Annotated in this window: 12 protein-coding genes; 8 read left to right on the forward strand and 4 right to left on the reverse strand. The window is 70.6% G+C overall.

What is annotated here, in order from left to right:
* The first annotated feature begins 18 nt into the window (after positions 1 to 18).
* Both ACZ7M7_RS00150 and ACZ7M7_RS00155 read left to right on the forward strand, forming a co-directional pair.
* Positions 19 to 417, forward strand: a complete 399-nt coding sequence (locus tag ACZ7M7_RS00150) for a DUF3099 domain-containing protein (RefSeq protein ID WP_383597497.1) — start codon at positions 19 to 21, stop codon at positions 415 to 417.
* A gap of 213 nt (positions 418 to 630) precedes the next feature.
* Complete coding sequence (locus ACZ7M7_RS00155; protein ID WP_328428660.1) at positions 631 to 858, forward strand: hypothetical protein; 228 nt, start codon at positions 631 to 633, stop codon at positions 856 to 858.
* Here ACZ7M7_RS00155 and moaA read toward each other — a convergent pair.
* From moaA to ACZ7M7_RS00170, 3 genes are all read right to left on the reverse strand, one after another.
* On the reverse strand, positions 841 to 1,830 hold the full coding sequence (gene moaA / locus ACZ7M7_RS00160; RefSeq protein ID WP_328428659.1) for a GTP 3',8-cyclase MoaA: 990 nt from the start codon (positions 1,828 to 1,830) through the stop codon (positions 841 to 843). The genes ACZ7M7_RS00155 and moaA overlap by 18 nt on opposite strands.
* A gap of 160 nt (positions 1,831 to 1,990) precedes the next feature.
* Entirely contained in the window at positions 1,991 to 3,610 is a 1,620-nt protein-coding gene (locus ACZ7M7_RS00165) for a solute symporter family protein (protein WP_383597490.1), read from the reverse strand.
* A complete protein-coding gene (locus ACZ7M7_RS00170) occupies positions 3,607 to 3,963 on the reverse strand; it encodes a DUF485 domain-containing protein (protein ID WP_383597487.1) in 357 nt (118 codons plus the stop codon). Before ACZ7M7_RS00170 ends, ACZ7M7_RS00165 begins: the two co-directional genes overlap by 4 nt.
* Before the next feature lie 386 nt (positions 3,964 to 4,349).
* On the opposite strand from ACZ7M7_RS00170, the gene ACZ7M7_RS00175 reads away from it, so the two are divergent.
* From ACZ7M7_RS00175 to ACZ7M7_RS00185, 3 genes are all read left to right on the forward strand, one after another.
* Positions 4,350 to 5,879, forward strand: coding sequence for a S8 family peptidase (locus ACZ7M7_RS00175; RefSeq protein WP_472111397.1), 1,530 nt, complete (start codon positions 4,350 to 4,352; stop codon positions 5,877 to 5,879).
* A gap of 47 nt (positions 5,880 to 5,926) precedes the next feature.
* Positions 5,927 to 7,354, forward strand: a complete 1,428-nt coding sequence (locus ACZ7M7_RS00180; RefSeq protein ID WP_472111399.1) for a CoA transferase — start codon at positions 5,927 to 5,929, stop codon at positions 7,352 to 7,354.
* Positions 7,355 to 7,454: 100 nt separating this feature from the next.
* Positions 7,455 to 8,462 carry a CopD family protein gene (locus ACZ7M7_RS00185; RefSeq protein WP_472111401.1) on the forward strand — a complete coding sequence of 336 codons (1,008 nt, stop codon included), beginning with the start codon at positions 7,455 to 7,457 and terminating at the stop codon, positions 8,460 to 8,462.
* 138 nt (positions 8,463 to 8,600) lie between these two features.
* Here ACZ7M7_RS00185 and ACZ7M7_RS00190 read toward each other — a convergent pair whose 3' ends face one another.
* Positions 8,601 to 9,311, reverse strand: a complete 711-nt coding sequence (locus tag ACZ7M7_RS00190; RefSeq protein WP_472111403.1) for a VIT1/CCC1 transporter family protein — start codon at positions 9,309 to 9,311, stop codon at positions 8,601 to 8,603.
* Between the two features lie 218 nt (positions 9,312 to 9,529).
* Between ACZ7M7_RS00190 and ACZ7M7_RS00195 the strand changes: the two genes are divergently transcribed.
* The 3 genes from ACZ7M7_RS00195 to ACZ7M7_RS00205 all read left to right on the forward strand — a co-directional run bounded on the left by ACZ7M7_RS00195 (position 9,530) and on the right by ACZ7M7_RS00205 (position 11,721).
* Positions 9,530 to 10,564 (forward strand): DEDDh family exonuclease, encoded by a 1,035-nt coding sequence (locus ACZ7M7_RS00195; protein ID WP_472111405.1) that lies wholly within the window; start codon positions 9,530 to 9,532, stop codon positions 10,562 to 10,564.
* A 79-nt stretch (positions 10,565 to 10,643) separates the two neighbouring features.
* Positions 10,644 to 10,877 (forward strand): hypothetical protein, encoded by a 234-nt coding sequence (locus ACZ7M7_RS00200; protein WP_328428652.1) that lies wholly within the window; start codon positions 10,644 to 10,646, stop codon positions 10,875 to 10,877.
* 49 nt (positions 10,878 to 10,926) lie between these two features.
* On the forward strand, positions 10,927 to 11,721 hold the full coding sequence (locus ACZ7M7_RS00205) for an SURF1 family cytochrome oxidase biogenesis protein (RefSeq protein WP_472111407.1): 795 nt from the start codon (positions 10,927 to 10,929) through the stop codon (positions 11,719 to 11,721).
* Positions 11,722 to 11,900 lie beyond the last annotated feature (179 nt).

The following is an 11,900-nucleotide window of genomic DNA, read 5'->3' on the forward strand; positions in this document are numbered from 1 at the left end:
GGCGGATGGTGGAATGTGATGCGGAAGCTGCATGCGAGCGGCAACACCGAGGTGTTCCGGATCACCGGGGCCCGGGCGGGTCTCCAGGACGATGTGCGCGCCCGGCAGCGCCGGTACATCATCTCGATGTCGGTCCGCACGGTGTCGGTGATCCTCGCGGCCTCACTGTGGAACGTCGAACGGCACGTCGCGATCGTGGCGTTGGTGCTCGGCGCGGTCCTGCCGTACATCGCCGTGGTGATCGCCAACGCGGGGCGGGAGAATGCGCCAGGTCTGCCGTCCACGTTCGTGACCGCGCCGATGCGGCCGATGATCACGCCGCCGCGGACGAATGACGGTTTCGCGGAATCGGTCCCGGAAGATGTCGTGGGCGACTCCGCGCCGGGGACACAGAGCAAACCCCACGACGGGGCGTGATCCCGCGGACCCCTTCCCTCCGGAAGCCGAGTCCAAGCCAAGCTCAGGAAAAGCTCAGATCAATAGTGTTGTTCCGGTGCCGGGCGACGGGTTACCCGTGACATACTTCGTAGGCGCTCCGCATCCCCCGTCGGAGCGACAGACCGACGCCGGGCAGCTCCCCCCGTGGCTGCTCGGCGTCGCCTTTTGTGCGCGAATCTGTGAGACGAATCTGTGAGTGACGAGACCCCGATCTGCTCCGCCAAGGGGTGCCGTGCCGACGCCGTGTGGGTGCTGGCGTGGAACAACCCGAAGATTCACACGCCGGAGCGGCGCAAGACGTGGCTCGCCTGTGAGGAGCACCGCGAGCATCTGTCGCAGTTCCTCGGGGTGCGGGGGTTCCTGAAGGACGTGGTCCTGCTCGCGGAGTGGGAAGAGGTCCCTTCAGCCACCGATGGCTGACATCGGCCGGTCCGGCTGCACGAACGACGGGTCGTCCAGACCCGCTCCCGCCTTCTTGCCCCACATCGCCAGCCGCCAGATCCGGGCGATCTCCTCGTCGGGGGCGTCGGAGCGCAGCGCCGCGCGCAGGTCCGTCTCCTCCGTGGCGAACAGGCACGTACGGACCTGACCGTCTGCCGTCAGGCGGGTGCGGTCACAGGCCGAGCAGAACGGGCGGGTGACGGAGGCGATGACGCCCACCACGTGCGGGCCGCCGTCGACGAGCCAGCGCTCCGCCGGGGCCGAGCCGCGCTTCGCCTCGCCCTCGGGGGTCAGCTCGAAGCGGGTGCGCAGGGACGTCAGGATGTCCCCGGCGGTGATCATGCCGTCGCGCTTCCAGCCGTGCTGGGCGTCCAGGGGCATCTGCTCGATGAAGCGCAGTTCGTAGTCGTGCTCCACGGCCCAGGCCAGCAGGTCGGGGGCCTCGTCGCCGTTCAGGCCCGGCATCAGCACCGAGTTGACCTTGACGGGGGTCAGGCCCTCCTCGCGGGCGGCGTGCAGGCCCTCGATGACGTCCTTGTGGCGGTCGCGGCGGGTCAGGGTCTTGAAGACGTCCGGGCGGAGGGTGTCCAGGGAGACGTTGACCCGGTCCAGGCCTGCGGTCTTCAGGGCGGCGGCGGTGCGCTTGAGGCCGATGCCGTTGGTGGTCAGCGACATCTGGGGGCGGGGCTCCAGGGCCGCGACCCGCTCGACTATGCCGACCAGTCCGGGGCGCAGCAGGGGCTCGCCGCCGGTGAAGCGGACTTCCTCGATGCCGAGGGAGGTGACGGCGATGTCGATCAGGCGGACGATCTCGTCGTCCGTGAGCAGGTCGGGCTTGGCCAGCCACTGCAAGCCCTCCTCGGGCATGCAGTAGGTGCACCGCAGGTTGCAGCGGTCGGTCAGCGAGACCCTCAGGTCGGTGGCCACTCGGCCGTAGGTGTCGATGAGCACGTGGGCCCCCTCCCTCGTCACGACCAGATTCAACTTCGTTCACCTGCGAGCCTACGTGACCGCACTGACAGCGACACCGGCCCGATCCCACGACGTACGACGCGGCCGCGTCGTAGGGATCTACGACGCGGCCGCTCGAAGGGCGCTCCCGGAGGGCTTGCTAGTGGGCGCCGGTGCCGGTCAGGGACCGGACCTCCAGCTCCGCGTACTTGCCGGCGTCGGGCTCCTCCTTGGACAGGACCGTGCCGAGCCAGCCCATGAAGAAGCCGAACGGGATCGAGATGATGCCCGGGTTCTTCAGCGGGAACCAGGCGAAGTCGACGTCGGGGAACATCGCCTTGGGGTCGCCGGAGACGACGGGCGAGAACAGCACCAGGCCGACGGCGACGATCAGACCGCCGTAGATCGACCACAGCGCGCCCTGGGTGGTGAACCGCTTCCAGAACAGGCTGTAGAGGATCGTCGGCAGGTTGGCGGAGGCCGCGACCGCGAAGGCCAGGGCGACCAGGCCGGCGACGTTGAGGTCGCGGGCGAGGGCGCCGAGGAGGATGGAGACGGCGCCGATGCCGATGGTGGCGAGACGGGCCGCCCGGACCTCCTCCTTCTCGGTGGCCTGGCCCTTCCTGATGACGTTCGCGTAGATGTCGTGGGCGAACGACGAGGACGAGGCCAGCGTCAGACCGGCGACGACCGCGAGGATCGTCGCGAAGGCCACCGCCGAGATGGTGGCGAGCAGGATCGCACCCCACGCCGAGTCCACGCCGCCCAGATGGAGGGCGAGCAGTGGTGCGGCCGTGTTGCCGGACGGGTTGGACGCGATGATCTCTTCTTGGGAGATCAGTGCGGCAGCGCCGAAGCCGAGGGCGATGGTCATCAGGTAGAAGCCGCCGATGATGCCGATGGCCCAGTTCACGGACTTACGGGCGGCCTTGGCGTTGGGCACCGTGTAGAAGCGGATCAGGATGTGCGGCAGGCCGGCGGTGCCGAGGACCAGGGCGATGCCGAGGGAGACGAAGTCCAGCTTGGAGGTGCCGGTGGCGCCGTACTGCAGGCCGGGCTCCAGGAAGGCGGCGCCCTTGCCGCTGTTCTCGGCGGCCTTGCCCAGCAGGTCCGAGATGTTGAAGTTGAACTTCAGCAGCACCAGGAACGTAATCAGGATCGTGCCACCGATCAGAAGCACGGCCTTGACCATCTGGACCCAGGTGGTGCCCTTCATGCCGCCGATGGAGACGTACACGATCATCAGGACGCCGACGAGACCGACGATGAGGATCTTGCCCGCGTCGGAGGTGATGCCGAGCAGCAGCGAGACCAGGACACCGGCACCGGCCATCTGGGCCAGCAGGTAGAAGATCGACACAACGATCGTGGAGGTGCCGGCCGCCGTGCGCACCGGGCGCTGGCGCATGCGGTAGGCGAGGACGTCACCCATCGTGTAGCGGCCGGAGTTCCTGAGCGGTTCGGCCACCAGGAGCAGCGCGACCAGCCAGGCGACCAGGAAGCCGATGGAGTAGAGGAAACCGTCGTAGCCGAAGAGGGCGATGGCGCCCGCGATGCCGAGGAAGGACGCGGCGGACATGTAGTCGCCGGAGACGGCGAGGCCGTTCTGGAAGGCGCTGAAGGACCGTCCGCCCGCATAGAAGTCGGCGGCGTCCTTGGTCTGGCGGCCCGCCCACACGGTGATGAAAAGGGTCGCGACCACGAAGAGCGCGAACAGGGTGATGATCAGCGGCCGGTGCTCGCTGGCCTCGTTGGCCGCAAGGGTCATCGCGGGGCTCATGCGCCGCCCTCCATACGGGTCTTGATGGCCTCGGCCTTGGGGTCGAGCTTGGCGCTTGCGTGCCGCGCGTACCACCAGGCGATGAGGAACGTGGTGACGAACTGGGCGATACCGAAGACGAACGCGATGTTGATGTTGCCGAACAGCTTGGTGCCCATGAAGTCGCCCGCGTAGTTGGACAGCAGGACGTACAGCAGGTACCAGGCGATGAAGGCGACGGTCAGCGGAAAGGCGAAGGAGCGGTAGGAGCGGCGCAGTTCACCGAACTCCGCGCTCTCGTGCACCTCGACGAACTCCTCGGTGGAAGGGAGTTTGTGTTGCTCTTTCGAGGGGGGCGGTGCGTCGGTGGCCACGGAGTCTCCTCGCGTTGCGGGCGCTGTTGCGACGTTGGACGGGGACGGTTCGGGGATCGGGGACGGATCAGGAGTGGGGGACGGGTCGGGTACGGGCATGACGGCTCTGTTCCTCGCAGTGACGCGGATCACTTGAACCGGCTGGCGATGCTAGGGCCCCGGCGCGTGATCCAACAGGGGGCTCGATCGTGCTCGCGCCTCCTGTCCAAGGTCACGGCGCCACGCGAGGACCGGTTCAACTCCCCGCACTTCTTTCCGAAGTCGATCGGTCGGATTGCTGGCCAGCAGGTTCGGGGATAGCTTCGCCTCTGCACCACTCGTCATGTACCTGCCTGAGCGCCAACCGGTGTCTCGGGTGGTCTCGTTCCGGATGATGTGGAGATCCCATGGCTCATCTGCGGTCCAGACGCCGACTCGGCCTCGCCGCCCCGCTCGCCCTGTCCCTGACGGCCTCGCTCGGCTTCCTGCCGACGGCGGCATCGGCCGCAGCCGCGCCTCCCGCGCAGCCCGTCGCGCAGGTCACGGACGCGCCCGCGCTGGCCTACGTCGTCAACACCCGCCAGGACCGCCGCACGATCGAGTCGGTGAAGAAGGCAATCGCCACGGCCGGCGGAACGGTCGTGATCGCGTACGAGAAGATCGGCGTGATCGTCGTCCACTCGGCGAACCCCGACTTCGCGAAGGCGATGCGCAAGGTGCGGGGCGTCCAGTCGGCGGGTGCCTCGCGTACGGCCCCCCTGACGGCCGCCGGGACCACGGACGAGGGCCCCGCCCAGCTCATGACGGAGCAGCAGGCGGCGCGGACGCAGAGCGCCGCGGCGGGCGCCGACGAGCCTCTCGAGGCCGATCAGTGGAGCCTGCGCGCCATCGGCGCCGACCGGGCGGCGAAGATCAACCCCGGCAGCCGCAGGGTGACCGTCGCCGTGATCGACAACGGCGTCGACGACACCCACCCCGATCTCGCGCCGAACTTCTCCGCCGACCAGTCCGCGAACTGCGCGGGCGGCAAGGCGGACACCAGCCCCGGCGCGTGGCGGCCGTACACCACCACCGACGCCCACGGCACCCATGTGGCGGGCGAGATCGCCGCGCCCCGCAACGGCATCGGCATCGCCGGCGTCGCCCCCGGCGTCAAGGTCTCCGCCATCCAGGTGAGCGACCCGGTCAACGGCCTCTACTACCCCGAAAGCGTCGTCTGCGCCTTCGTGTTCGCCGCCGATCACGGCGTCGAGATCACCAACAACAGCTACTACGTCGACCCGTGGCTCTACAACTGCATGGACGATCCCGACCAGCGGGCCATCGTCGACGCGGTCAACAGGGCCCAGCAGTACGCCCAGAAGAAGGGCACGTTGAACCTGGCGTCGGCGGGCAACTCCAACCACGACCTCGCCTCCGACGCGATCGTCGACAACAGCAGCCCCGACGACTCGACGCCGGTCGAGCGCACCGTCGACCCGCACGAGTGCTTCGACGTACCGACGCAGCTGCCGGGCATGGTCACGGTCAGCGCGACGGGTGTGCAGAACGTCAAGTCGTACTACTCCACGTACGGTTACGGCGTCATCGACGTCGCGGCGCCGGGCGGCGACCGGCTCTACCAGATCCCGGACACCCCGTCGAAGAACGGGCGCATCCTGGCCACCCTCCCGGACGGCAAGTACGGCTTCCTGCAGGGCACGTCGATGGCCTCCCCGCACGCCGCGGGCGTGGCCGCGCTGCTGAAGTCCCGGTACCCGCACGCGACCGGCACCCAGTTGCACGCGCTGCTGAAGGCCCAGGCGGACAACCCGGGTTGCCCCGAGTCGTACGACCAGGACGGCGACGGCAAGCAGGACGCGGTGTGCGAGGGCGGCAAGCGGGTCAACGGCTTCTACGGGTTCGGCATCGTCAACGCGCTGGACGCCGTTGACTGAGTCGAAAACGACTCCGTTGACTGAGTCAAATACTGCATAGTGCAGTCATGACTCCGATCAGCACTCCGATCAGTTCTGCCTGGTCCGCGGTGGGCGGCGATCCCGCCCTTCTTCCGCGACTGTCGACCGTGGTGCGGGAAGGCGCGTTGCGTGCGCGCCTTCCTGTACGGGAGTTGGCGCGCGCGTGCGTGGGCGCGTGTGCGCTGGCCGCCGCCGAGCTGGGGGCACGGCGGGCCGGGCTTTCCGAGGTGCCCGGGGTGCGGCTGGACGACGGGGCGATCGCCACCGCGTTCGTGAGCGAACGGCATCTGCTGGTCGACGGGCGCGCACCGGTCAACTTCGCCCCGCTGTCACGGTTCTGGCGCACGTCGGACGGCTGGGTCCGCACCCACGCCAACTATCCGCACCACCGGGCCCGGCTGCTGGCCGCGCTGGGGGTGACGCAGGAGGATCCGGACGCCGTGGGGGCGGCGCTCGCCGAGCGTTCCGCGCGCGAGGTCGAGGAAGCCGTGTACGCGGCCGGCGGGCTGGCCGTGGCGCTGCGCACGCCCGAGGAGTGGGCGGCGCACGAGCAGGCGGTCGCGGTGGCGCGGCGGCCACTGGTCGAGCACGAGCGGTCGGACACGGCACGCGCGCGTGCGCTCCCGTCCCTCGACGGCTCTCCCCTGCTGCCCGCCGCCGGGGTACGCGTACTGGACCTCACACGGGTCATCGCCGGACCGGTCGCCACCCGCACCCTCGCGCTGCTCGGCGCCGACGTCCTGCGCGTGGACGCGCCGCAGCTGCCCGAACTCCCGGACCAGCACGCCGACACGGGCTTCGGAAAGCGCTCGGCGACGCTGGACCTGACGACGGACCGGCGCGCATTCGAGGAACTGCTCGCGACGGCTGACGTCGTCGTCACCGGATACCGGCCGGGCGCCCTGGACCGGTTCGGGCTGTCGGCGCCGGCACTGGCCGAGCGGCGGCCGGGGCTGGTCGTGGCGGAGGTGTCGGCCTGGGGGGCGTACGGGCCGTGGGGCGGGCGGCGCGGGTTCGACAGCCTCGTGCAGGTCGCCACCGGGATCGCCGCGACCGAGGGAGGCATGGCCGACGGATCGGCCGGGCAGCCCGGAGCGCTGCCCGCGCAGGCCCTCGACCACGGGACGGGATATCTGCTGGCGGCTGCCGTGCTGCGGGCTCTGACCGAGCAGTCGGAGCAGGGGTACGGCCGGTGCGTACGGCTGTCGTTGGCGCGTACGGCGAAGTGGCTGACGACCGGGATCCAGCCGGGCCCGGACGGGGCCTTGGCGTCGGAGGCGGAAGCGTCGGAAGCGTCGGAGGCCTACGGCGCGCCCGATGCCTGGCTCACCGAACGGGACAGCGCGCTCGGGAAGCTGCGGTACGCCCGGTCTCCGGTGTCGTTCGCGGGCGGTCCCGTCGACTGGGCCGGGCCGCCGGGGGCTTGGGGCGCGGATTTGGCGCGGTGGGTCTGAGCGCCGGGGGCCACCGGCGCCGTACTTCCGTACGGAATGCCGCACCACCACTTGTTTTCTGGTGCTTGCCCGACTATGTGATTTTTGTGAAGATCTTGAGGTGACGTTGACAAGACCTTCCCTCGGCGTGGTCGACGGGAGCGCGCCAAGACCCCGCCCCGGCCTCGGCCGGGCCGTGGCCGTTCTCGTCCTGGTCGCGCTGGCGGCGCTGATCCCCCTGCTCGGGCCGTCGGCCGCGCTGCACGGCACCGGGGAGGCCGCCGCGCCCGGCACCGGTGGGATCGGACTGCTGCGCACGGTGCTGTTCGCGGCGCTGTGCGTCCCGGTGGGCGAGCTGTTCGTGAACCGGCTGGCCCGGTCCGTGCCCGGCGCTCCCCCGGCCATGCCCCGCAGTTGGGCGCCCTACGCGGCGGCGGCCGGTTTCGTCGCCGCGCTCGCCCTCGCGTCGGTCGTGTCCACCGGGAACCTCGTGCCGAACAGCCCGGCCGACCTCGACGTGGGCGGCCTTTACGCGACGCGCGACGGCAAGCTCGCGCTGCTGGAGGTCAACGCCTTCGCCGTGGCCGGGCTGTGCGCCCTCTCACGCCGGCCCGTCACCCAGCTCTGGCCACTGGCCGCGGTCGTGGTCGCCGAGGCGCTGCGCGCGCACCCACCGACCGAGCACAGCCCCCTGCTGGGCGCGGGTCTGACGCTGGTGCACCTGACCTGCGCGACGCTCTGGGTCGGCGGCCTGCTGTATGCCCTGCGAACCCTGCGCGGATGGGGTGTCAGGGAGGCGGGCGCGGCCCTGCTGGGCCTTTACGCGCGCGTGGCGGCCGTGCTGCTCGCCGCCATCACGGCGACAGGGGTGTGGAGTTCGCTGCGCCGGATGCCGCCGGACACGGTTGTGCACCAGCTGACCGAGACGGCGTACGGGCGTGTCCTGCTGGCCAAGGTGATCCTGATGGTGGCCGTGGTCGCGCTCGCCCTGTGGGCACGGATCCGGCTGCGCCGCGCGACCGACCCGCTGGCCGCCTGCTCGCCCGCGCGGGCGGAGGTCGTCGCCCTGGGCGTGGTGGTCGCCGTGTCGGGACTGCTGACGGCACTTCCGGTGCCGATCCGCTGGTGAGGTTCCGCAGTGAGGGCAGGCTTGTCAGGGCTCCGCGATGAGGGAGAGCTTGACGCAGAGGGCTCCGCGATGAGGGCTTCACGGCGCAGCAGTCGAGGGCACGTCCGAGCCGTACGCCGACGCGGGGATCCTTACGCGCTACACCCCCGCCACGTCCAGCAGAGTCCCGGCCGCGTACGTGACCCCCATGGCCAGCGCCCCGCCCGCCATGTTGCGCAGCACCGCGCGGGGTGGCGCGGCGGCGCCCAGGCGGGCGCTGCTCCAGCCGGTCAGGGCGAGGGCGGCCAGGACGGAGGCGACCGTGACCGCCAGCCGCCAGTCCGCCGGCGGCAGGACCATGGCCAGCAGCGGCAGCAGCGCCCCGGCCGTGAACGCCACAAAGCTCGCCCACGCCGCGTGCCAGGGGTTGGTCAGCCGGTCCGGGTCGATGCCGAGCTCCACGCGCGCGTGCGCCTTCAGCGCGTCCCGTTCCGTCAGCTGGACCGCCGCCTCCATGGCCACCTCCCGGGACAGCCCGCGTCGTTCCAGCAGTTCCGCCAGTTCCTCCAGCTCCGCCTCCGGCCGCTCCCGCAGTTCTCTCTTCTCCTGGGCCAACGCGGCCTTCTCGGAGTCACGCTGGGTGGAGACCGAGACGTACTCCCCCGCCGCCATCGACATCGACCCGGCGAGCAGCCCGGCCAGCCCGGCCGTGAGCAGCGCCGCACGCTCGTCGGTCGCACCGGCCACGCCGACGACGAGCCCCGCGGTCGAGACGACGCCGTCGTTCGCCCCGAGAACCGCCGCCCGCAACCAGTTCAGCCGCTCGCTCAGCGCGCCGCCGTGGGCCTCGTCATGCGTGGGTTCGGTCATATGCGGAGGATCGCACCGCACGGGACATCGGGAACGTACCGACGCTCCCGGGCCGGTGCCGGGCCCAGCCCGTGCGACCGCCGCCGCTGCCCGTGGTCCGCAACACCGCGCGGACGCCGACCGGTTGACGCGCTGACGTTCGTGGCGCTCGAACGGGCAGGCGGGGCAAGGCACCTGACGGGCAGGAGTGTCAGTCCCGGCCCGTATCCTCAGTGACCATGCTCGAAGACCGTGCGACCGCAGCGCCCTCCCCCACAGCATGGCCGACCGCGTACCCCCAGGGATACGCGGTCGTTGACGTGGAGACCACCGGCCTGGCCCGGCACGACCGGATAATCTCCGCGGCGGTGTACCGGCTGGACGCGCGCGGCGAGGTCGAGGACCACTGGTACACGCTGGTCAACCCGGAGCGCGACCCGGGCCCGGTCTGGATCCACGGTCTGACGAGCGAGGCGCTGGAGGGCGCTCCCCTCTTCACGGACATCGCCGAGGAGTTCTCGGCCCGGCTGGACGGCCGGGTCCTCGTCGCCCACAACGCCGTCTTCGACTGGCAGATGATCGCGCGGGAGTACGCGCGCGCGGAGCGCCGGGCCCCGGTGCAGCAGCGGCTGTGCACCATCGCGCTGTCGAAGGAGCTGGCCCTGCCGCTGCCCAACCACAAGCTGGAGTCGCTGGCCGCGCACTTCGGCGTCGTACAGCAGCGGGCGCACCATGCGCTGGACGACGCACGGGTGCTGGCGGAGGCGTTCCGGCCGAGCCTGCGGGCCGCCGCAGCGCGCAGTGTGCGGCTGCCGCTGCAGGAGTGCCTGCCGCTGACCGAGTGGCGGGACACCGCGACGGCGGCTCCGAGGATCGGTCAGCAGGCGGGCTCGAACAGCGGCTACGGCGGCGGCAGCGGGTACACCGGCTACAGCAGTTATCAGCCGACCGGTTGGCGACCGTCCCGCAAGAGGCCCGCCTGCCCCTATCCCAACCCAGGTCGCTACGAGGACGGCCATCGGCTCAAGCAGGGCATGCGGGTCGCCTTCTCCGGAGACACGTCCGTCGAGCGCGACCTGCTGGAGGACCGTGCGATCGAGGCCGGGCTGCATGTGTCGACGAGTCTGTCCCGGCTGACCAGCCTGCTCGTCACGAACGACCCGGACGCGGGCACGTCCAAGGTCGTCAAGGCCCGCCAGTACGGGACGCCGGTGATCGACGAGGCGGCGTTCGGACAACTCCTGCGGGATGTGGAACCGGCGTCGGAGCGGTGACCGTACGGACGGGTGATTGCCGCGCGACTCGCCCGGAGCCCCCTCGCCCGGGCCGCGGGGACGGCTCACCCTGTGGCGCATGGCGACATGTGAAGTGTGCGGAAACGACTACGGCATGACCTTCGAGGTGCACGCGCAGGGCGCGGTGCACGTCTTCGACTGCTTCTCCTGTGCGATCCACCGCATGGCACCCATCTGTGAGCACTGCCGTGTGCAGGTCATCGGGCAGGGCGTCGAGGTCGACGGTCACTGGTACTGCGGCGCCCACTGCGCCCGCGCGGAAGGAAAGGCGGGGATCGTCGACAAGGTGTGACCCGGTACCCGCCTGAACCCACCCCACGACCGAGTTGTACGGTCGTGGGGTGTACCGCTTCCTGTTGTCCCGGCAGTGGGTGATCCTCACGCTGGTCGCCCTGCTGCTCATCCCCACGATGATCAGGCTGGGCATCTGGCAGATGCACCGCTACGAGGAGCGCAGCGCCCGGAATCAGCTGGTCGCCGACGCCCTGGGCGCCGAGCCGCTGCCCGTGGAGAAGCTGACCTCTCCGGGGCACACGGTGACCTCCAAGGAGCGGTACCGCACGGTGACCGCGCAGGGCCACTTCGACACCGACCGGGAGGTCGTGGTCAGGCGGCGCGTCAACTCCGACGAAGAGGTCGGCTTCCACGTCCTCACCCCCTTCGTCCTGACGGACGGCAAGGTGCTGCTGGTCAACCGCGGCTGGATCCCCGCGGACGGGCCCAGCCAGACGGCGTTCCCCAAGGTCCCTGCGCCGCCGAGCGGCCGTGTCACCGTGACCGGGCGGCTGATGCCCGACGAGACGACCGAGGCCAGCGGGATCAAGAACCTCAAGGGGCTTCCCGACCGCCAGGTCATGCTGATCAGCAGTGGTCAGGAGGCTCGGCGTCTCGACGCCTCCGTGCTCGGGGGGTACGTCGTGCAGACGGCTCCCGAGCCGACGGGGGACGCTCCGGAGCTGATCGGCAAGCCGGGCAACGAGAACGCTCCGCTGAACTACGCCTATGCCCTGCAGTGGTGGCTGTTTGCTGCCGGGGTTCCTGTCGGGTGGCTGGTGCTGGCTCGTCGGGAGGCTCGTGAGCGGCGGGCTGCGGAGACGGAGAAGTCGTCGGCGGACACGGAGCCGGTGGGTGTCTAGTACCGGGCGTTGACGGGGGGCTTTGCGCCCGCCCGCCATTCCCGGATCGGACTGCCGGGCGGCTGCGGCTCCGCGCCCCTCACCGGCGTCCACCTGACCTGCGTCTAGCAGCAGCGTCCCTGTCTGTGGTCCTCCCGGTGCTGGCGGCCCAGTAGCTCCGTCAGTTCGTGGACGTACCA

This window comes from Streptomyces sp. NPDC111606 (assembly GCF_055656945.1).